Here is a 23692-nt window from a genome sequence, read left to right as displayed (position 1 = left end):
TGAGCGACATAACAATTAATAATTGCTGTGTCCCCCAAAGAACGACCCAGAGGAAGAGAATTTTATATTTACAAAAGATTAAAATTTCTTAGTAAAATTTCACGTTCCAAGTTCTAATTACAAGGCCTGAAGGAGAATTTTGATACCTTTTGCACGTGGAATATTTTCTACGTATACTCTAGTTTTACCTTGCTACCACCCTGCCCTTGCTCTGCTGGAGTAACTATTAGTTTTATTGGAACTCTATTACGAAGCTCCTCCACGTGACTTATTATTCCCACAGACAATGTGCTTGAATGAAGTTTTTCAAGTGAATTCATTACTACATCTAATAAGTCCGTATCTAATGTCCCAAACCCTTCATCTAAGAAAAAGAATTCTAGTGGAGCACTCCCTTTTAATTGAATTTGTGAGGAAAGTGCTAGCGCAAGACATAATGAGGTTAAGAAGGTTTCTCCCCCTGATAACGTGTTAGTTTCACGTCTTATGCCTCCATTAAAATCATCTCTCATTACAAATGCTCCATTAGCATCAAGCTCCAATGCATAACGTCCCCTTGTTATCTCTTTTAACCGTTTTGAAGCTTCCATAGATATATATTTCAATTGCTTCATAGCTACGTATTCAACAAATTTATTTCCTTGAATAAGAGTGTCAAGTTCTCTTAAAAGACCTAATTTATGCTCTACTGATTTTTTCTTTGTTAGGAGTGTTTTAATTTCTCGCAAACTTCTCTCCATGTCCGCAAGTTCCCTAAATTGAGCACCTATTGCCTTAGTCTTTTCCTCTAGAACTGTTCCAATAACTTCTCTTTTTTCTTTTAATTCTTCAAATAAAGTAACATCTACTGCTTTCCCTTGAAGCAAGATTTCAATTCTTTTTAAATTATCTATAAGGTTACGTTTAAGTTCCTCGTATTGTTTTATTTCTTTCTCGAAGATTACCAAAACTCCTCTTGAAACGGAGTGGATTAAAACTGCTTCAGTATCTTCAAAGGAATTCTCATTAAGGGATATTTTTAATTTTTCTTGTCCCTCAAGTAACATCTTAGATAACATTTCTTTTTTATTTTCCTCGCTAGTCTTTTGAGTTAAAACTTTTTGTTTTTCTATACTTTCTCTTTCAAAGACTACTTTTAGACTTGATTCTTTTAAAGTGATCTCTTTAATTTGGACTCTTACCTTTTCTACTTCTATTTTAGGGGTATGATCCACCGTAGGCGTAAATCCACAAAGCTCTACTATTTGAAGCGTCAATCGTTCTATTTCCGCCCTTTTCTCCTTGCCACTTGTTTCTATTTCTGTTTTCAAGTTGGTAAGTTCCCTTAAAGTCCTATCTATATCTACTCTTTCTTTTTCTAATGTTACAATTTCTAATCTATTTTTTCTAACCTGCGATGTAAGTTTTATTACTTCATTATCTATCCTTTTAATTTGCAAAATCTTTTCTTTTATAGACATTGATTTTTCATTCGCATTTCGTTCCTTCTTAAATGAATCCTCTTCTCGTAATAAGTCTGCATTTAAAAATTTATGATTTTGAGAAAGTAACTCTAACCTCTCACCTGCAATAGAGATATCACTTTGTAAAACTATAAGCGCTTCGCTTTCTTTTCTTAAACCTTCTCCAAGTTTTGCCTCATCCATAGCTGCTTTACTTTTTTCTTCTCGAGCCTCCGCAAGTATAACTTCTAGCTCTGCCTTTTGTTTATTATATAATTCGATCCTTTCTTTAAACTGGAGTAAGGATAATTCACTCCTCTTTTTCTCCTCTTCAAGCTCTTTTATGTTTATATCCTTAAGATTTTTGGTTACTTCTAATAATTGATTATTTATATACTCCTCATCTTTTGAAAATCCCGCAAGTTTAATTAACTCATTTTGATAATCCTTAGATAAATTTTCTAGGTTTATCGCTACACTTTGTTTTAAACTTTTTAAAACTTTTAAATTTGTATCCACTTTTAACTCTGCTATTTTAGGATGATGCTCAGCCCCACATACCGGACATATGTCACCTTCTTGCAAATTAGAAGCTAAAACTACTGCCATGTTCCCTATCTCTATTTCTTTTATCTCACCTTCTAATTTTTCGCCCTTATCTTTCATAGTTTCTATGGACTTTTCTACATTTTTTACATTCAACCTAACTTTTTCATTTTTTGTATTTACAATTTCATATTTACCCTTAAGATCATCATTTGTTTTATGGTTTTCTACAGCCTTTTCAAGATTTACCTTAAGTGTGTTGTAAACTTCTTGTTTCTCTAAAAGCAAATTATTATCTCCTGGGAAATCATTCGCTAGTTCCACACTTTTTTCTTCTAAAAGCACTAATTTATTTTGTTTATCTTTCAACTTAAGTTTAGCTTTATTATGAAGCAACTTCGTACTAGACAATACTTCCTTCAAAGTTTCGTCTTTATTTTTAAGTTCTAACTCATTTTTAGCAGCTGAATTTACTTCTAATTCACTGTTATATGTTTTGTACAGTTTTTCCCTATACTCTGGCAATATTTCTATTTCATTTAATTTTATTTCACATGATTGTAACTGCTGCTCTATTTTTTCTTTATTTATAAGAATAATTGATGTTTTTGAATTTTTATCAACTATAGCATTAGTAAGTTCTTTATGTTTTTTTAATAAAACATTTTTTTCATTAGCTAGATAAATTATTTTCTCTTCAATATTAGATGCTTGCTTTAAACTTACTTCCTTTTCAATCAAAGCTGGTAATTTATCATTTTTAGATTGAAAAGCTTCCTCATAAGATATTTTTGTACTCTCTAGTTTCTGAGATATAGCTTCATAATCTTTGATTAATTTTTGGAGTTTCTCTCCGTTTATAGACAAGTTTTTTTGAGTCTCTGCTACATTTTCAATGTAAGGTTTTACATTTAACGCTAAACTTCCTTTTGTAAATTTTACTTTTTTATTTTCTATGTCTTCCTCTTGGAGTTTTAGCAAATCTTCCTTTTTTACATACTGGCTCTTTTCCTTTTGTAACTCAAAAATGTTTTTGTATACTTCATACTCTTTATCTAGAGTACTTTTCTGGAGTTTAATTCCCTTTTCTTCTTCTTTTAAAATCACCAGCGTTTCCTTTAATTGATTATGAGATTCTTCATCTACATTCTCATAACCCTTCATTTCTCCCTCGAGCAATGTTTTAGTGTTTAAATTTTCATTTCTGACTTTTTTTATCTTATCATAAAGTTTAGAACCATATTTCTCAAGAGCAAATATTCTCTCAAGCATATCTCTTCTGTCTTTTCCTGATAGCTTTAAAAATTCATTGAATTTGCCTTGAGGTAATACTACTGACCTTGTAAAATCCTCAACTTTTAATCCTACAATACTTATAATGTTTTCCGCTAAATCTCTTGGTCCTTCAGCAATAACTTTGTTCTCATCAGGATTTTCTTTATTTATCTCAATTAGCCTTGCATAAGCAGTTTTAAAGTTTCCAGTTTTTAATCTCTTTATACATCTTTCTGCTCTATATGACGTGCGGCTTATACCTAGTCCTATTTCGAAATCAAAACTTATTTCTACTACATTTGTTTCTGTATTTACAAACTCTTTAGTATCCCTTGATACTTTTCCGTATAGAGCTATAGTTATCCCATCTAATATAGTTGATTTACCACTAGCTGTTGGCCCAAATATCCCGAAAAGTCCTTTTTCTGTAAGCTTTGAGAATTCTATAGTTTGTTGCTCTACAAAAGAATTTAACCCTTTTATCTTAAGACTTACTGGTTTCATCTTTGGTTTCCTCCTCATCTAATGCTATACTTAAGAATAATTCCATTAGCTCACTTGTTGGCTCAAGCCCACCCTTTGCAAGCACAAAATATTCTTTGAACATTTCCTCCATAGATTTTTCTCTTAAGCTTTCTTTTAATTCTTTAGAATCTTCAATTTCATCTATTATTGGCTGAATCGATACTATGTCCGGCCTTAATCTTTTCATTTCCTTTATATTCTCCGTACTTATTATTTCCTTAGTCTTTATTTCAAGATACACCCAGATTTTTTTTTCGCCCTCGAGCTTACATTTCTCTAATGCTTCCTCTGTACTATTACATTTCCATATCTCTATTGGTTTATAATTTCTAAACAATATATTTGATATTTGCGCATCTGCTCCAGCTTTAACATCTACAAGATATGCTCCCTTACTATAATTTATTTCACTTTTGCTATATTGAATTGGAGAACCAGAATATCTTATTTTACCCTTAGTTCCTGGGACTTTTTGTGGTCTATGAAGATGTCCTAGAGCGCAATACTGTGCTTTTTCTGGGAACTTACTTGGAGATACCGAGAGGCTTCCCCCAAGTTGTATACTTCTTTCAGATCCACTCTCCTCTCCCCCCATAACATATAGGTGAGATATTACTAGATTTATAGTGTCATCTCTATATTTAAGGGATAAATCATCAAATAACTCTCCGATTCTATCCGAGTAACTCTTCTGTCTATCCTCATCATTTAATTCTGTGGTCAGTACTTCGTTCAGCCTTTTTTCACTTGGATAAGGAAGTGTTAATATAACTGCCTTTTCTCCTCTTATACTTAGCTCAACATATCCTTCGCCACTTTCTATTATTTCAAAATCATAATTATTAGCCGTATTATATTCTCCAAAAACACCTTGCCTTGCTATGCTTTTAGGTTCCCCAAGGAGTATTACTCCATGCTCATATGCAAGGGGGCTTGCAGCTACTAATCTTTCTGGGTTGTCATGATTCCCTGCAATGACAAGCACCGCAGTCTTACCACTACTTGTTATATCGCTAATAGTACTATAGAACATTTTTTCTGCCTTTGCTGGTGGGTTACCATTATCATATATATCTCCAGCTATAAGGACTAAATCTATGTCATTATCTTTAACTATTTCTATGAATTCTTTTAGGAATTCTTCCTGTTCCTCTAGCCTACTATACTGCTCTAAGGTCTTCCCCAAATGCCAATCTGATGTGTGAAGTATTCGCATATTTATGACTCCTTTCTTTAGTTGTTAATGTTGGTTAAAGTAAGGGACGGTTAACAACTATCCATAATTTAATGATTAATGCGAGGGACGGTTAACAACTATCCCACATTTTCTATTGTTTTACTTCTACTGCTTCATCTGTGCTAAACGAGTATATGTATCTCTCTTTAACATCTACTTTCAGTGTAACCTCAAGTGCTTTTGCATAATAATCGAGCTGAGACTTATATTTGTCAATTAGTGAGTTTACCTCTCCATTTTTCACGAAGTCTGTTTTATAATCCACGAGTATTATCTGTCCATTTTCCTCGAAATAGCAATCTATTATCCCTTGAAGCATTATTTGCTCATCTCCATATAGTTCTACTGGAAGGCTTTTATCTATATCAGTACTACTAATTTCCATATGGAATGGAACCTCTCTTTTCAATTGGTTTAGAGCATATGCTTTTATCATTCTTTGCCCAAGTAAAGTTTTAAATAACTTTCCTAATTTATCTATACGGACAGCTTTGCCCTCTTCTTTGGATAATAACGATTTTTCTACAAGGATTTGAACTTGTGCTTCTATTTCAGTGGATGTTGTCACTTTAGTTAGGTCTAATCTTTGAAGTACTGAATGCATTGCAGTTCCTTTTTCAGCTGGCGATAAGCCTTTTACTTCTTCTAGGAATTTTGGTTTGTTTATAAGTCTTGGTGCATACATATTGCCAGAACCGAGCTCCGTTAGCTCAACGTTGAACTTCCTTTTAAGCTCTGTTACTGTGAGTACTGTAGGCATTTTTGTAGACTTCTCGTATTTATAAACAAAGCCTAACCTCTTTTCTATCTCTGCCATTAATTTCTCTTCAGATGATTTTTGAGATGATAATTCTTCCTGCGATAATTTATCATCTAATAGTTTATCATATATAGATTTTTCCTTAAGAAGACTAAGCCTCTTCTCTGCACTAACAAGAGTTTCCTCCTCCAGTTGCTCGTCTTTCTTTATATGTTCTCTATTCCAAAAACGCACAATGAAGTTTGAAGGATCACTTAGTAGATGTAAATTTTCATCCTCTATTTGTATACGCTCCCTTAGAGGTTTTCCATCAACATGCCTAATTACTGCAGGTATTATCCAATCTAAATAGCTTTTTCCTTTTAATATTTCATATTCCCCTAGCTTTTCACTGCTCTCATCTAAGCTTGAACTCATTCTAGATAAATTTTTATCTATATTTCTAATTGAGCCAGTTATTATTAGTTTTTCCTTTGCCCTTGTTAAAGCTACATATAATACTCTCATTTCCTCGGCTAAACTTTCTATTTTTATTGTCTTTTTTAGTGCTTGCTTTAGTACTGTAGGATACGAAATCCTTCTAATTGGGTCCACATAATTTGGGCCATACCCTAATTCATAATGAAATAATATACTCTTATTTATATCCATCAAATTAAAGTTTTTTCCCATTCCACTTAGAAATACTACAGGGAATTCTAGTCCTTTGCTTTTATGAATGCTCATTATTCTGACTACGTTCTCATTCTCGCCTAAGGTTTTAGCGCTACCCATGTCACCACTGCTCACTTTTAGCTTATTTATAAAATTTATAAAATTAAACAATCCCTTATAGCTTGTCTCTTCATATTGCCTTGCCCTTTGAAAAAGCACTTTTAAATTTGCTTGTCTTTGAGGACCTCCTGGCATGGCTCCTATATAACCGTAATAACCTGTGTTCGTGTATAAATACCAGATGAACTCATCGATAGGCATATATGTGCAGATGTCTCTAAAGTGATCCAATTTCTTTAGGAATCTTTTAAGTTTTTTATCCACAGAATCTAGCTGTTTATCCTCTAAGTCGCAATTTCTATCCCCAGGCTCTAATTTTTTATCCCCAGATTGATCTTCTTTATCCTCAGACAGTGTATCTTTAAAATCCACGAAATTTACCATTGCCTCATAAAAGCTTACTTCCCTTTGCCCTATTCTTATATCAACTAGTTCCTCTGAGGTAAACCCTCCTATTGGGGAACGCAGTACTGCAAGCATTGGTATATCCTGCCTTGGGTTATCTATAATTTGAAGAAGACTCATAATTATTTGAATTTCTACAGTACTAAAATAGCCTGTCCCTGTATCTGCATAAACCGGTATATTCTCAAGCTTTAATTGCTCTAAGAAAGAAGGTGCCCAAGCTGAGGTTGCACGAAGTAATATTACAATGTCCTTATAATCAACATCCCTATATTCTTTAATGTTTTTGTCATAGACTTTAAAAGCTTCAGTTTCATTCCCTTGATCATCGATATGCGCCATTAATTCTTTTATTCTTTTTGCCACAATTCTTGCTTCAAGTTCAATGTTCGTTGGAGTTTCATCCTCATTTATGTTGCCTTGTCCCTCACTTTTACCATCATCTTCAATTGTGTTTACCTGTCCCCCACTTTCCTCTTCATTTTCGTCATTTTCTGGGTCCTTAACTTCTTTTTCGATAAGATGTAGTTCCACGGGTCCACCTATCACTCCTTGCCCAACTAATTCATCAAAATGCGCTCCTAAATTTAATGCTTCCTCATCTGTATAATCAAGATCTCCAATATTTTTGCACATTATTTGTTTGAAAATATAATTCACAGCATTTATAACTGTCTCTCGACTTCTGAAGTTTTTATATAAAGTTATTTTTCTTGTTTTCGCACCTTGATCTTTAGAATAGCTATTATACTTGGCTAAAAAAAGCTCTGGCCTTGCCTGACGAAATCTATATATACTTTGTTTTACATCTCCCACCATAAATACATTTGGTGATCCAATTTTTTCTCTTGAAATTATATTTAGTAAAGTTTCCTGAACCATGTTGCTGTCTTGATATTCATCTATCAGAATTTCTTCATATTTATTCCTTAGCCCTATTGCTACTGAGGAAGGTTCTGGTTTTCCATCATCGCCTAAAACCACTTCCCCCTCCTCATCCTTTTTCATTAATATGTCGAGGCAGTAATGCTCAAAATCGTTAAAATCAATAATTGACCGTTCCTTTTTCTTTTCTCTGTACTTTTCTTGTAAATCTATAACAAGTTGAGATAATTCCATCATAAGTGGATATAATTTTCTTATATCTTCTAAAGAATCTTCTGAATTTGCATTCATTACTTGCTTTTGCAGTTCTTGTAATTGTTTTTTTACCTTATTTCTTATCTCTTGAACAGCCTTTTGTTTTTCCTTGTCCTTGCATGCCTTTATACTAGGAAGTTTTGCAAAACTTAGCTCTTCAAAAGTTGTTGCCAAATTTTCAAAACAGTTATTCGCTGCACTTAAAAGATCCGCAATTATAGCTAAATCCGACTTGAATACCTCATCATATAAAATTATAGCCTCATTGTCTTCTACATTTTTTAATGCTTTAACCATTACTTTTTCTATTCCTAGTAATTCTATTTTAGTATCATCCATTAAAACTTTTGCCCAAGGGGTATCGCTAAAGCTTGCCCCATCTTTAATGTTAAAATTTTCAGCTGAATCTATTAGCCATTTATCTGGATTTGTTGAACTCATAGCAAAATTATAAAGGCTTAGAACTATTCCTTGAAGACCTAAATCCTCTTTATTATTACTATAGGCTTCAACCAGGTTTAAGAAACTATTGGATTCTAGATTTGGGAATCTAGGGGTTACCGGTACGTCCGAAGAACTATTTTCTCCTTCGCTCTTATTTTCATCCTCAATTGCTATATACCTATCTTCAAATAATTCCTCTAAAGCTTCTTGCTTAAGAAGCACTGCTTCTGTTCCATCTGCTATTCTAAAATTAGGATCTAAATCTACCACATGAAAATTATTACGAATAACCTCAAGACAAAATGAGTGAATAGTTGTAATGCTAGATTTATTTAATAATGTTAATTGTCTTTGAAATAACTTGCTTTGTGGATTATTGTGAAGTTCTTTCGAAATTGCAGCAGCTATTCTCTCCCTCATTTCGGATGCGGCAGCGTTTGTAAATGTAACTACTAGAAGCTTATCTATATCTGTAGGCCTTTCCTCATCCGTTACTATTTTTATTATTCTTTCAACTAGTACCGCAGTTTTACCTGAACCTGCAGCTGCAGCTACTAGGATATTGCAATCCCTTGTTAAAATAGCTTTCTGTTGATCCTGTGTCCAAGTAACATCTGATTTCACTTCATTAATTTCATTCTCATTTTTTATCATTATAATTCTCCACCCCACTTTCTTTTATGTCTTCCTTTGTTTCAATTGCTTCGCTAGTATCATTTTCCTGGCTTGCTTCATTTGATAAGAGCTCCCATATTTCCTTGTCTTTCTTATCCTTTATTATCTTATAAGTATTTTCTTTTAATGTAGGGTCAAATTGGCAAATAGCCGTATACTCACAATAACTACATGGGGTAATATCCTTTTTCTTATATGGTTTTATGTCTATTTCTCCAGAAAGCATTCCCTCACAAGTTTTTATAAGATTCTCTTTTACATGATTAAGCAGCATATCAAACTGCTCCTTAGTTGCAACTGATGATCTTGATCCTAATTCTCCATTTTTCTTAATAGATGCTGGAACAACTAGGGATGCACCTTCTATATTTCTATCCATCTCCCTAATTATCTTAGTATCTGCTAGTAGTAACCCCTTCATTTTTAATGCTTTCATTATAGCTTTTTCTAATTCTTCTTCATCTAAATTATTTTTAGCCTTTATAACTGGGTCATCTATTTTAAAATATAGTATACCTGCTGGGAAAATTGGTTCATCCACGCTTTCATTTGATATAGCACTTTCTTTAGATAAAGCTTTCTCATTTCTAAGCATAGCATCTAAATAGGTAAGTAACTGTATTTGAAGTCCATAATATACGTCAGATAATTTAAAATCCTTATTTCCAGATTTATAGTCTATTATCCTGTAAAATTCCTCTCCCTCATTTATTAGCTTATCCACTCTATCAATTCTACCAACTAAATTTACGGTTTCACCTGTTGATAATTCTACTTGTATCAGTGGGTAATCTCCCTCGTTATTGCCAAAGGACACTTCGTAACCAAAAGGTTCGAAGCCACTGTTTTTCATCTGCTCAACTATTACGTAGATAGTTTTCTTTAAAACTCTTTTAAGTCTCTCTGTAAAGTACTTGTACCTAGGGGTACTGTTTAATATATACCCACTTGTACCCGTTTCCGCTTCTTTTTCTACAATTTCCCCTATATTTTGTTCACACCAATCCCTATCAAGATCTGCCCACTTTATTTCACTTTTATCCACAAGTTTTGAAAAATCATCAAGCACACTGTGCATAAAACTACCTAAGTCTGGGGATGAAAATGTAAAAGTTTTTCTATCTTTTGCTTTTAATCCATATTGAACAAAATATGCAAAAGGACATTCTTCATATTTTTCTATTCTAGATACACTAAAGTAATTTTTTTCTCCGTAAAGTCGTTTTACTTTTTCTTTCTCAAGCATTTTCACTTCATTTTTATAGTCAAATCCTTGAAAAATGGTATTACTTTTTTCTCTCCATAATGGATCCTTTTGATACCATTTATAAACCGCGATCCAAAGTGGTGATATATAACCTTGCTCTAAATATCTTCTAAGCGCAAATATTAAATCATTAAATGTTGGCACTTTAGCACATACCTGGTAAAAATCGCGTAACACATGCCTATCAAATGCTTCATGTACATCACTTAGTTTTTCCTTATTATGCAAGCCATCATTACTAAGTGTTATATTGCTTTCCTCTATTAGATTTTTAAATAAGGCTTTAACCCTTGTTATTATAATAGATGGTCTTAAAGTTTTACCTTCATAATCTGCTATAGGATAAGTTATATTTAAATATTTACTTGGAATGCTTATCGTTGCGTAGATTAAATACTGCTCATTAAACACCTCAGTTTTTGTGTCATCGGCAAGCTTTATACCTTTTTCTTTTAAAATCATTCTGTCGCTATCTGTAAATATCCCCTCTTCCTTACTTGCCTTTGGGAATACTCCATCATTTACTCCTATAATATATAACGCTTTTATATCATGACTTTTTACACGCTCAACACTACTAATTGTTACTCCATCAAGCGCCGGTGGAATAAGTCCCATTTGATGTTTGCTAAATCCCATGGACAGTACTTTTACGAAATCCTCAAGAGATAGCGTTTCTTTGCCAATAACCTCTACCATCTGATCCAGTAATTCCATAACTAGATTCCATATTTTACTGTACTCAGTGACAAGCTCCTGATCACCTTCTGCTTTAAAACCTTCTATCCATTTCTCTAAGGTTTTATATACATTTATAGACTCTAGGAATTCAAATAGAGTTGTACATATTTTTGTGACGGTCCCGCCACCTTTTAATTTCTCCTTAAATTGTAATAATGGTATAATTATTTTGTCCCTGGTTTCATTTAATATTTTAATTGTAGACTCTACTTTTTCAGTTTCATCCTCACTTGCCTTATCATTGTTATAATAATCTCTAAAATAATAATCTATTTTTTCCTGCCATAAATCAATTTCTGTCCATTTTCTTTTACCCTTTATTCCAGTTGCGATAATAAAGTTTTCTAATATATCTATATGCTGCTTTTCTATATCTAAAAGCCCTGTTTTAAGATACCTAAACATTGCTTCATAACTAAAGTTTTTAGTGAAAATCTCAATAGCTCCAGTTATTAAAACTATTAAAGGGTTACTTGTTATATCTTTTTTCTTGTCTATAAATAAAGGAATATTGTATTCCGTAAATATCGCTTTAATTAATTTCTCATAGGTTGGCAGATCTCTAGTAACCACTGCTATTTTATTAAATCTTATATTCTCATCTCTACATATTCTTAAGATATCCCTTGCTACATATTCTACTTCACTGTAACCATTGAGAGCTTTAAATATCTTTATATTTTCACATTTCTTAACTAATGGTGTATAAGGAAATTCAAAATAATTATTCTCAAGAAATGAAAGCTCGACATTATCTTTAAACTTACATTCTTTATTACCTTGTAGCTCTATAGGTGCTTCTATGCTTGTCCCACTCTCCTTAGCTATATTTAAAAGATTATCTTCCGTAAACTTTATAGAATAAAATGCATCAGAGGGCTCCATAAATTTTGAATGCTCTGAGCTTTTTAAGGGCAATGTTATATTTATTCTTTTAGCCTTTTTATATAATTTTTCTAATACTCCATATTGCTGTGGTGTAAAGCCTGTAAATTCGTCAAGCCAGAACTCTGCTCCATCAAAAATGCAACATTCATCAAGGACGTTACATAAACGAATCAAATCATCGTCAGGATCCACATAGTTTATGTTTAAAATATTATCAAACTCTCCATATATAAGTGATAAATCTATTATCTTATCTATAAGTAATGGGTTCGCGCCTAGATCTTCTTTCACCTTATTTAGGTCACCAATCGAAATTCCATATTTTTTAAACTCAGTGATAATGCTAGCTACATTATCTACAAAGCCCCTTTGCCTTGCCGCTCCTTTAAATACCTTGAATTCTTCTCCATTCTTTTGAAGTATACTATGAATAAGCATTGCCTTTCCTGATGTATCCATAGGTTTAAGTGTTATGCCTCCAACTTCACTAAATACTTTGTATGCTAATCTATTAAAACTAAGTACTTGGACATTTTTTATTCCTGTGGATCCAACTACTTTTATAAGATTCTTTTCAGCTTGAAAAGAGAATTGTTCTGGGACCAAAAGTACTAGAGGTTTTTCAATTTCTTCCTTTTGCCTGCGCCTCATATCATCTAAACAGAAAGTACTTTTCCCTCTCCCAGCTCCTCCATAGATAAATCTCAAACTCACAAAAACACGTCCTTCCTTTTATATTTTATACGAATTCTGTAAATAAGCTAACATACTTACTTGTTATTTATTTTAGTATACCTTTTATATATATTATACCATGTATGATTTCTCTTAATGACTAACATCAACTTTTGTTCACAACATGTTAAACACCTCTCGATGCAACAATTACATTAAAATTCATTTATATACGATTATTGCATACAATGTATTAAACGGCTAAGATGAATACATTAATTTTCATTTAAAGTATTATTATGCATGCTATAATTGCTGTATTATATTGTTTATAAAAAGACTAAAAGGAGGTATACAGTGTATCATTTGAAAAATTTTTCTGAAGTTGAAGTAAACAACCTATTAGCAAAGATATTAGAAAAATATGATGATATTTGCAAATGTGAAAAGTGCAAATTAGATATTAATGCCTTAGCACTAAACTCTTTGGCTACAAAATATACCGTTTCCGAAAAGGGAGAACTATACACAAGTGCCTTAGCTGAAATTAACAAACAGGAAACAATCGATGTTACTACTGCAATTACAAAAGCTATAGAGATAGTATCTACTAATCCAAAACATTTAGTTGACTTCTAGCATCATTTTTGTAATCCTTTACTTGTTTTTATATTGGACTACGTGGAACAATATCTACTTACAATACATTCTAGATAAATTTGTACATATAAAAGGATTCATGTAGTGCGTAGAATATATTAAGCATTACATGAATCCTTTTATTAAATTATTTTACCTATATTATTTTCGTTTCTATTTTGTGCTTTGAAGTTTCGCTATTATAACCTCTTCCATTTCTACTAGTTTTTCTTCTGCAGCTTTTAGAGTTTTTCCTTTAGAGTACATATATATTTTAATTTTTGGTTCTGTACCTGAAGGTCTTACTGCATACCAGCTATCATCATCGAAATAGAATTTAAGTACATTAGATTTTTCTATTCCACTAGGTTCTTCCGTGCCATTCAAGATGTCATAAGCTTTCTCAACTTCATAATCTATAAACTTTGTAAGCTTTGAACTACCTATTGTTAATAAATAATCTTTTCTATATTCTACCATCATTCTAGAAATTCTTTCTTGTCCTTCTATACCTTCTAAAACTAAAGATATTAGGTTTTCTCTATAATATCCAAACTCAACATAAATCTCATTTAATATATCTAATAAAGTTTTACCTTTTGATTTATAATAGGCTGCTGCTTCACATAAAAGCATTGATGCTATGACTGCATCTTTATCACGAACAAAAGTTCCAGCAACATAACCGATACTTTCTTCATATCCAAATATAAATTCAAAGCTATTGTCTTTTTTAAAATCATTGACTTTACCACAAATATTTTTGAAACCTGTGAGTACTTCGAAAGTTTCTACACCATATTTGGTAGCTATTGCCCTTCCTAGATCACCTGTTACTAAGGATTTAACTATAGCAGCATTTTTGGGAAGTGTGCCATTTTCTTTCATTCCTTCTATAACATACTTTATGAGTATAGCCCCTATTTGATTACCATTAAAGGCAACATATTCACCAAGCGTATCTCTAACCATTATAGCAAGTCTATCACAATCTGGGTCAGTAGCTATTAACAATTCTGCCCCTTCTTTTTTTCCAAGCGCCCTTGCATATTTAAAGGCTTTTACATCCTCTGGATTAGGATACCCAACGGTTGTAAAATCTGGATCTGGCTTTTCTTGCTCTGGCACTACTATTATGTTAGTAAATCCTCTTTCCTTAAGAACCCTTCTTACAGGGACATTTCCCGTCCCATTTAGAGGAGTATATACAATTTTTATATCTTTGTCTATATTATCTCTTATAGCTAGTCCCTTTACTTTCTCCATGTATTCATCGTCCATTGCTTTTCCAAGGATTACTATTAATCCTTTTTTCTTTGCTTCCTCAATATCCATAACTTTTATAGTACTAAAGTCTGTAATACTCTTAATTTTTTCTGTTATTCCCTTTGCAGTAGATGATAAAATTTGTGCCCCATCTTCCCAATATACCTTGTATCCATTATATTCTTTAGGGTTATGACTAGCAGTCACAACAATTCCAGCAGCTGTATGTAACGTTCTTACTGCATAAGATAGTTCTGGCGTAGGTCTTAATTCTTCAAATAAATATGCTTTTATTCCATTTGCTGCTAATACTTGTGCTGCTGTAGCTGCAAATTTAACAGAATAATGCCTGCAGTCATAAGCTATTGCTACACCTCTATCCATATATTCTTTTCCATATTCCTTAATATAATCCGCAAGCCCTTGCGTTGCTCTTGAAATAATATATATATTCATTCGGTTAAGTCCAGCACCTAACTTCCCTCTTAATCCTGCAGTTCCAAACTCTAAATCCATGTAAAATCTGTCTTCAATCTCTTTGTTATCATTTTCTATGGACTTTAACTCTTCTCGTGTCTCTTCATCAAAATACTTATTATTTACCCATTCTTCGTATCTTTTTATATAAGTCATACTAAATCACACCTTTCCAAATAATTACCATTTGATTATATTATACAGTATATCCTCCACATTTAAAATATCTAAAACTATATTAAGTAAAATTTTTACAAATCATTAGTTTTAGTTGTTAGTTTTAGTTTGGGACGGTTAACAATCAATTTGACTATTTGATTTAAAATATGAATATCATCTCGACCTATCGGCAATAATTCAAACAAATTCTTATTAGAAAGGGTGATTCTTTATGTCGAGAACATTTAGATTAAAAAGCGATGAGTCAATATATCATATTATGTGCAAAAGTATAACTGAGGTAAATTTATTCAAGGATACTGAGGATAAGAAAAAGTATCTGTCTCTTATAAAAAAATATAAAACTCTTTATAATTTTAAGCTTTACGGATATTGCCTAATGGATAATCATTTACACTTAATCATTGATGCTAATGGATCTGATATATCAAAAGTAATGCATGGTATAAATTTTTCCTATGCAATGTATTTTAATAAAAAACATGAAAGGGGAGGTCATCTTTTTAGAGATAGATTTAAAAGCATAATAGTTGCTAATGATAGATATTTGAAGACTTTATCACTATATATACATAATAATCCTACAGATATACTTGACCATAAAAATTGCCCTGAAAAATATGCTTTTTCTAGCTTAGCAATATTTATAGGAAAGAGGCGTGATTATTTTAAATTAGTTGATTATGGGTTCATTATAAGTCTTTTTGGTGAAAGCATTAAAATCGCAAGGAAAAATTACTATGATCTTATTTTTATGTGTAACGAAGAAAAATTGAAACAAGAAATAGAATTTGAAGATGAAAAATCAGAGTATAAAAATGAAAGGATAACACTTGTAAGAAATTTTAAATCCGATGATGTATTAGAATTCATAGCATCAAAAATGAACGTATCAAAGATCCAGCTTTACATGAAATACAGTAGAAACCTTGTGCAAGCGAAAGCATTAACAGTTGTTCTAATGAGGAGCCTCTGTAATTTTAAATCCAGCGATATATCCCGCACACTTGGAAATATTACACAGGCTAGAATATCAATGTTAAGCACTATTGGTATTAACTTAATTGGGACAAACAAAAAATTTGAAAATATTATTGGTGATTTTATTAAATGTTATGCCTAACTAAGATTCACTTATCATTTTAGTATAGTAAACAAAAAAATTTAGAAAATAATAGCTGATTTTTTATTAGTTTAAAATTCTTGGACAAGCCTATTGAAATATACAATTTACCTTATTGATGATAAAAATGAATCATGATAGTACCTTAAATAATCTTACTCTACAAGTTTTCATAGAGACCTTTATCAAGATAAAGAGAAAATAATTCTTGTCCATATCCACATTTTTTGTCGTAACTCACGAATTCTAATTTATTTTCTAATTATTATTTAATTATTTAATTATTTATTTATTTATTTATTTATTAACCGTCCCTTAACATTCTCTTTTTCATTAATCCTTAATTACTAATTTATTGTTAACCGTCCCGTCTTGTCTTGTCCGCTAACCTATTCCCTTCTCACAAACCGAAAAAAATTCCACGATTACTTTTTCTCCATTCACTATAGCTCTTTCACCCCATCGCTAACAATTAATACAGTTAGTACGTAAAAATTTTTCTTCAATTTCACATGCCGATAGAGGTCTACTAAAATAATAACCCTGTATTTGATTACATCCCATTCCTTTTAATAGTTCAATTTGATTCTTTGTTTCTGCCCCTTCTGCAATTACGTCGAGTCCGATTTTTTGTGCAAGTAATATTATCCCATCTACAATAACTTTTTCTCGCTCATTTGTATCGATATTATCTATAAACGACTTGTCTATCTTCAGCGTATTTATAGGTAGCCGTTTCAAATAACTAAGCGATGAATATCCCGTCCCAAAATCATCTAAAGCAATAGTTATGCCCAATTCTCTTATTGCAGTTAGTAATTTAATGCTACGCTCAAAGTCCTTCATGAAAATACTTTCTGTAATTTCAAGTTCCACAAACTTTGGGTTAATCTTCGTTTCATTTATAATGTTTTTTAGTTTTTCTTCGAAATCATCATTCTGTAATTGAATTCCAGATAGATTTATTGCAATAGTATCATATAAATATCCTTTACTTTTCCATAAACTATTTTGGAGGCACACCATTTTTATAATCCACTCACCAATAGAAACTATTAGTCCACTTTGCTCTGCAATAGGTATAAACTCCGCAGGTGATACTTTTCCGAGCTTTGCGCTATTCCACCTTAAAAGTGCTTCAAACCCTTTTAATTTATTATTTATAATATCTATTTGTGGTTGATAATACATTTCAAACTCATTATTTTCTAGAGCATTCCTTAATCCCTTTTCTATTTCAGCACGTCTTACAATTATAGAACTCATACTTTCATTAAAAAAAGAATACCTTGCTTTACCATTATTTTTAGCACTATACATCGCGGTATCTGCATTTTTTAATAATATATTAGTATCATATCCATCATTCGGGAAGATTGCAATACCAATACTTGCCGAAGTATATACATATTTATTATCTATTTTTATCGCACAATTTAGCAAGCTTTGAAGTTTTACACATAATCCGCTTATTTTAGAATAATCTTTAATATTTTTCATTAAAATAAAAAATTCATCTCCACCTACTCTTGAAACAAGGTCTCCCTCTGCCATAGTAGCTTTAATCAAATTTGCAACATTTATTAACAATTCATCTCCATAGGTATGCCCTAAAGTATCATTAACTTCTTTAAAATTATCTAAATCAATAAACAATATAGCATGTTTAATTTGCTTGTACATACCCTTTGATTTAATAATCTCATTTTCTAGTGTGCTAATAAATAATTTTCTATTAGGTGTATCTGTTAATATGTCATAATATTTTAATTTATTAATTTCTTCTTCAAAATTTCTTTGAATAGCTATTCCTAAGACGGAACCTACAATTTTAATTGCAACACCGCTTGTATCTCTTAGGCACATACTTCTAATCAAAAACCATCTATTGTCTATGCCATTGAAATTAAGTTTTAATCTACACTGATAATATAATATTCCGCCATTAATGAGATCAATAAAATCTTTTATTACAATTTCCCTATCTTCCTCTAAAACAAGTTTAATTATATTTTCAATAGAATTTGCTACCTCTTTGTCATATCCAGTAATGTCATTAAATCTATTAGATGAAGAAAACATTTTAGTTGTTAAATCAATTTCCCACATAGCATCATTGGTAGAATCTAAAGATAATTTGTATCTTTCCTGGCTCTTTTCAATTATTGCTAATTTTTCATAAATTTCATCATATTGCACCCTTAATTTCTCTTTTACTGCTACTGCTTGTCCACATGTAACATAGAATTTTTTGTACCCTTTTCGAAATTTACAAAACCTCTCTCTACCTTTTTTAGTTAATATATTTGAAAAAATTATATATGCTCTTTTAATAAATTTACTTATTTTGATTTTGGCTGTTTTTTTTGCGTTCACTTATACCCCTCCAGTTATAATGTATGAAACACTTGGTTATATATTTTACATCTTAAAATCCCTTAATAATGTTATTACTATAACTATCGTGAAATTTATATTTTTATTAATGGTTTTTTATAATATAACCTTGATTTTATATTGTAAACGTTTATCATAAGTATTCATTAAATAATTTTAGCATAGATTACCTATATTTAATAAAACAGTAAATTAATTATACCAATATTTACACATAATGCATATTAAAGTTTAAATTTTAAATTTTTTATATTCTATAATTTTGAGATAACAAGAATATAAAAATAAAAAGCCATACTCCAATTGATTTCCATTATATTTGAAAACGAATAAGCAATATATTAATATTGTTTATTCACGAATTACATTATTATATTACAAGTACCATAAAACTAGACTAAATTACATATTAATCTTTTTACCTATCTTGACATATATACCGCAAGTGATATAATTAATGTAAGCAAATAAATCAATACTACGATGAGGAAAGTAAGCCATGGTACATTTACAGAGAAGGAATACATTAGCTGAAAGTATTCTTAAATGAAATTAGCTGAAGACTACCTCTGAGCGGCTTCAACAAAGCCCGGTAATTCCGTTATAATTATTAAGTGGTTTATTGTATAAACAATTTGGGTGGAACCGCGGGAAATTATAATCTCGTCCCAATTCTATAATTAGAATTGAGACGGGGTTTTTTTATTTTTCAAAAAATATGAGTTTACAAACTTGTTGATAATATTTTTTGTTTTTTCATTTCTATAAGAAAAAATTTAAACAAGTATATAAAAGAAAGGAGCAATGTACATGATAAATCTTAAACTAAAAGATGGTTCAATAAAATCTTACGAATCTGAAATAACTGTAATTGAAGTTGCTAGGGATATTAGCGAGGGACTTGCAAGAGTTGCTTGTGCTGGCATGGTAGATGGTGAAACTGTAGATTTACGTTATAAACTCACTAAGGACTGCGAACTTAGTATATTAACTTTTGATAGTGAGGAAGGTAAAAAAGCCTTTAGACATACTGCAACTCATATTATGGCTCAAGCAGTTAAAAGATTATTCCCAAATACTAAACTTGCCATAGGACCTGCTATAGATGGCGGTTTCTACTACGATTTTGATAAACAAAACTCTTTTTCTGCTGAAGATATTAAATTAATTGAAGCAGAAATGAAAAAAATTATTAAAGAAGACCTACCTATAGAAAGGTTTGAACTTCCAAGAGCTGAAGCTATAGCCTTTATGGGTCAATTAGATGAGAATTTTAAAGTTCAGTTAATTGAAGACCTACCCGTAGATGCAAGCTTATCTTTCTACAGACATGGCGAATTTACAGATCTTTGTGCAGGTCCTCATTTAATGTCTACAAAATATATAAAAGCCTTTAAACTTACTCAAGTTGCAGGCGCTTACTGGAGAGGTAATGAAAAAAACAAAATGCTTAGCCGTATATACGGAACTGCATTTACAAAAAAATCTGATTTAGATGCTCATATAGAGAAAATGGAAGATGCTAAGAAAAGAGATCATAACAAACTTGGACGTGAACTCAAACTCTTTACTACATCAGAAATGATAGGTCAAGGATTACCTCTACTTATGCCTAATGGCGCAAGGGTAATTCAACTATTACAACGTTTTGTTGAAGATGAGGAAGAAAAAAGAGGTTATGTTCTAACTAAAACACCATTAATGGCTAAAAGCGAATTATATAAAGTATCTGGTCATTGGGATCATTATAAAGATGGAATGTTTGTTCTTGGTGATGAATCCAAGGGTGAAGACGTTATGGCATTACGCCCTATGACATGTCCATTCCAATTTACAGTTTATAATGCAGATCAGAAAAGTTACCGTGACCTTCCAATTAGATATGCAGAAACTTCAACATTATTTAGAAATGAATCCTCAGGTGAAATGCATGGTCTTACAAGAGTACGTCAGTTCACTATTTCAGAGGGTCATTTAGTTGTTAGACCCGATCAATTAGAAGATGAATTTAAAGGTGTTGTAGATTTAATTCACTTTATGCTCAAGACACTTGGAATTGAAGATGATATTACTTATAGATTCTCAAAATGGGATCCTAATAATAAAGAAAAATATATTGATAACCCAGAGGCCTGGTCACTAACTGAATCTAAGATGAAAGTCATTTTAGATGATCTTAAAATAGACTATAAAACAGCTATTGGTGAAGCTGCTTTCTACGGTCCTAAGCTTGATTTACAGATCAAAAATGTTTTTGGTAAAGAAGATACTATAATTACAGTTCAAATTGATTTTCAACTACCAGATAGATTTAACATGACTTATATTGATAAAGATGGAGTTAAAAAACGTCCATATGTTATCCATAGAACTTCTATTGGTTGTTACGAAAGAACACTTGCAACGCTTATTGAAAAATATGCTGGTGCTTTCCCAACTTGGCTTGCACCACTTCAAGTTAAAGTATTACCTATTTCTGAGAAATATCATGATTATGCAGAAACAGTAGTAGCAAAACTTAAAGAATCTAGAATTAGAGTAGAAGCCGACTTTAGAGCAGAAAAAATTGGGTATAAAATTCGTGAAGCTCGTAATGAAAGAGTTCCTTTCCTACTAATAGTTGGAGAGAAAGAAGCAGAACTAAACGAAGTTTCTGTTAGAAGCCGTAAAAATGCTGATGAGGGTGCAATCGCACTAGACTCATTTATTACAAGAATTAAAGACGAAATCGATACTAAATTGTTATAATAAAAACCTTCTCCAGCGTGAATTGCAATATGAGCTTGAAACGTAAAATTTCATTAAGGCATTCTAATCTTTTGCGAATATAAAATTCTCAGCCTCTGGGTAGTCCTTTGGGGGGCATAACACTTATTAAGTGTTATGTACTCACACTCGACTTCCTGTCTCGAGTTCGCTAGACTGCCGTCCTGGCAGTCTTACGAGAATTTTATATTCGAAAAGAAGAATTTCTAAATGAAATTTTAATGTTACTGCACTTCTTATTGCAATTCAATCTGGAGAAAGTTATACTATGATGTATCTAAGAGGGCTACCGACTATATCCTGCCCATAATGAATAAGAGCAAGTACAAGATCATATCTTGTACTTGCTCTTATTCATTATGGTTATTATTTTTGAATTTTGAAAGAACTTTTTAAAGACACTATTCTGTTAAACACTAGTTTATCCTCAGTTGTGTATTTATAATCCACATTAAAATATCCATGTCTAAAGAATTGGAATTTGTCATTTGGTTTTGAATCTTTCATATTTGGTTCTATAAATCCTTGTAATATTTCTATAGAATTTGGATTTATTTGATCTAAGAATGTTTTTCCTTCTTCTTGCTCATCATCTAAAATTAAGGGTTCATATAATCTAAATTCTGCTGGAAGTGCATTTATTGCATCTACCCAGTGGATTGTTCCTTTAACTTTTCTTCCTATAAATCCACTACCACTCTTAGTCTCCACATCATAAGTACAATGTAGTTCGGATACATTTCCATCAGAATCCTTAACCATTTCATTGCACTTAATAAAATATGCTCCCTTTAGTCTTACTTCATTACCCACAAATAATCTGAAGTATTTCTTTATTGGATTTTCCATGAAATCTTCTCTTTCTATATATATTTCCCTTGAGAATGACACCTGGCGAGTTCCCATGGATGGATCATCTTGATTGTTCTCAATTTGAAGCATTTCAACCTGAGATTCTGGATAATTTGTTATAACTACTTTTAAAGGTCTTAAAACAGCCATTGTTCTAGGTGTTTTAGGGCTTAAATCTTCTCTTATAAAGTGCTCAAGCAATTGACCATCTACTTTACTATTAGCTTTTGCAACTCCGATTTCTCTACAAAAATTACGTATAGATTCTGGTGTATAACCCCTACGTCTAAGTCCAGCTATAGTTGGCATACGTGGATCATCCCATGAATCTACTATCTGTTCATCTACTAATTGCTTAAGGTTTCTTTTACTCATTACTGTATTTGTTATATTTAATCTTGCAAACTCAATCTGCCTTGGAATATCTTCCATTTCACAATTATTTACAACCCAATCATATAGAGGCCTGTGATCTTCAAATTCTAAAGTACAAATTGAATGTGTAACTCCTTCAATTGCATCTTCTATTGGATGTGCATAATCATACATAGGATAAATACACCATTTATCTCCCGTATTATGATGAATTGCATGAGATATACGATAAATTACTGGATCTCTCATGTTTATATTAGGAGATGTCATATCAATTCTAGCTCTTAAAACCTTTGCTCCATCAGGGAATTCACCTTTTCTCATACGATCAAATAAGTCTAAATTTTCTTCGATTGTTCTATTTACGTATGGGCTAACTTTGCCAGGTTCTCTTAAAGTACCTCTGTACTCTTTCATTTCTTCAGCTGTTAAATCACAAACATAAGCTTTACCTTTTTTTATTAATAACACGGCACGCTTATACATCTGATCAAAATAATTAGATGCAAAAAATAAATTATCCCACTGAAATCCGAGCCATTTTACGTCTTCTTCTATAGATTTAACGTACTCTTTATCTTCTTTCGCTGGATTAGTATCATCAAAACGTAAGTTAGTCGTACCGTTAAATTCATCTGCTAATTGAAAATTTATAATAATTGATTTTGCATGCCCAATATGCAAATATCCGTTTGGCTCCGGCGGAAAACGAGTAATTATTTTTTTATGTTTTCCTGTTTCTATATCTTCCATAACAATGTTTCTTATAAAATTTGATGAATTGGTCTTAGTTTCCATGTTTGGCACCTTCCTTTTAATCTAG

At 31.6% G+C, this 23692-nt stretch carries 10 protein-coding genes and 1 other annotated feature; of the genes, 3 read left to right on the top strand and 7 right to left on the bottom strand.

The genetic code is table 11. The annotated features are described in order from the left end of the window. Window positions 1-167: 167 nt before the first annotated feature. From KPL54_RS00140 to addB, 4 genes are all read right to left on the bottom strand, one after another. Window positions 168-3767 carry an AAA family ATPase gene (locus tag KPL54_RS00140; protein WP_216103675.1) on the bottom strand — a complete coding sequence of 1200 codons (3600 nt, stop codon included), beginning with the start codon at window positions 3765-3767 and terminating at the stop codon, window positions 168-170. Then, window positions 3748-5004 carry an exonuclease SbcCD subunit D gene (locus tag KPL54_RS00135; RefSeq protein WP_216103674.1) on the bottom strand — a complete coding sequence of 419 codons (1257 nt, stop codon included), beginning with the start codon at window positions 5002-5004 and terminating at the stop codon, window positions 3748-3750. Before KPL54_RS00135 ends, KPL54_RS00140 begins: the two co-directional genes overlap by 20 nt. A 112-nt stretch (window positions 5005-5116) precedes the next feature. After that, on the bottom strand, window positions 5117-9202 hold the full coding sequence (addA, locus tag KPL54_RS00130; RefSeq protein ID WP_253203285.1) for a helicase-exonuclease AddAB subunit AddA: 4086 nt from the start codon (window positions 9200-9202) through the stop codon (window positions 5117-5119). Continuing rightward, window positions 9189-12833, bottom strand: coding sequence for a helicase-exonuclease AddAB subunit AddB (gene addB / locus KPL54_RS00125; RefSeq protein ID WP_216103673.1), 3645 nt, complete (start codon window positions 12831-12833; stop codon window positions 9189-9191). The genes addA and addB overlap by 14 nt, the downstream gene beginning before the upstream one ends. Before the next feature lie 318 nt (window positions 12834-13151). Here addB and KPL54_RS00120 point away from each other — a divergent pair, with 318 nt between their 5' ends. Further along, entirely contained in the window at window positions 13152-13433 is a 282-nt protein-coding gene (locus KPL54_RS00120; RefSeq protein WP_216103672.1) for a late competence development ComFB family protein, read from the top strand. A gap of 174 nt (window positions 13434-13607) precedes the next feature. Here KPL54_RS00120 and KPL54_RS00115 read toward each other — a convergent pair whose 3' ends face one another. Beyond that, the gene (locus tag KPL54_RS00115; protein ID WP_216103671.1) at window positions 13608-15332 is read right to left on the bottom strand and encodes a phospho-sugar mutase; all 1725 of its coding nucleotides are present in this window, start codon (window positions 15330-15332) and stop codon (window positions 13608-13610) included. A gap of 235 nt (window positions 15333-15567) precedes the next feature. On the opposite strand from KPL54_RS00115, the gene KPL54_RS00110 reads away from it, so the two are divergent. Beyond that, a complete protein-coding gene (locus KPL54_RS00110; protein WP_216103670.1) occupies window positions 15568-16479 on the top strand; it encodes a transposase in 912 nt (303 codons plus the stop codon). Window positions 16480-16944: 465 nt separating this feature from the next. Here KPL54_RS00110 and KPL54_RS26695 read toward each other — a convergent pair whose 3' ends face one another. Beyond that, window positions 16945-18855 (bottom strand): bifunctional diguanylate cyclase/phosphodiesterase, encoded by a 1911-nt coding sequence (locus KPL54_RS26695; protein WP_216103669.1) that lies wholly within the window; start codon window positions 18853-18855, stop codon window positions 16945-16947. Between the two features lie 492 nt (window positions 18856-19347). Beyond that, window positions 19348-19550, top strand: a binding site (T-box leader). A 136-nt stretch (window positions 19551-19686) separates the two neighbouring features. Here KPL54_RS26695 and thrS point away from each other — a divergent pair. Next, entirely contained in the window at window positions 19687-21624 is a 1938-nt protein-coding gene (gene thrS, locus KPL54_RS00100; RefSeq protein WP_216103668.1) for a threonine--tRNA ligase, read from the top strand. A 384-nt stretch (window positions 21625-22008) separates the two neighbouring features. Here thrS and KPL54_RS00095 read toward each other — a convergent pair whose 3' ends face one another. Next, a complete protein-coding gene (locus tag KPL54_RS00095) occupies window positions 22009-23667 on the bottom strand; it encodes a glutamine--tRNA ligase/YqeY domain fusion protein (RefSeq protein WP_216103667.1) in 1659 nt (552 codons plus the stop codon). Window positions 23668-23692: the final 25 nt, after the last annotated feature.

The sequence above is a fragment of the Clostridium estertheticum genome, assembly GCF_018861295.1.
Classification (GTDB): Bacteria; Bacillota; Clostridia; order Clostridiales; family Clostridiaceae; genus Clostridium_AD; species Clostridium_AD estertheticum_D.
The sequence above is the reverse complement of the archived record's forward strand: the minus strand, read 5'-3'. Positions and strand labels throughout refer to the sequence as shown.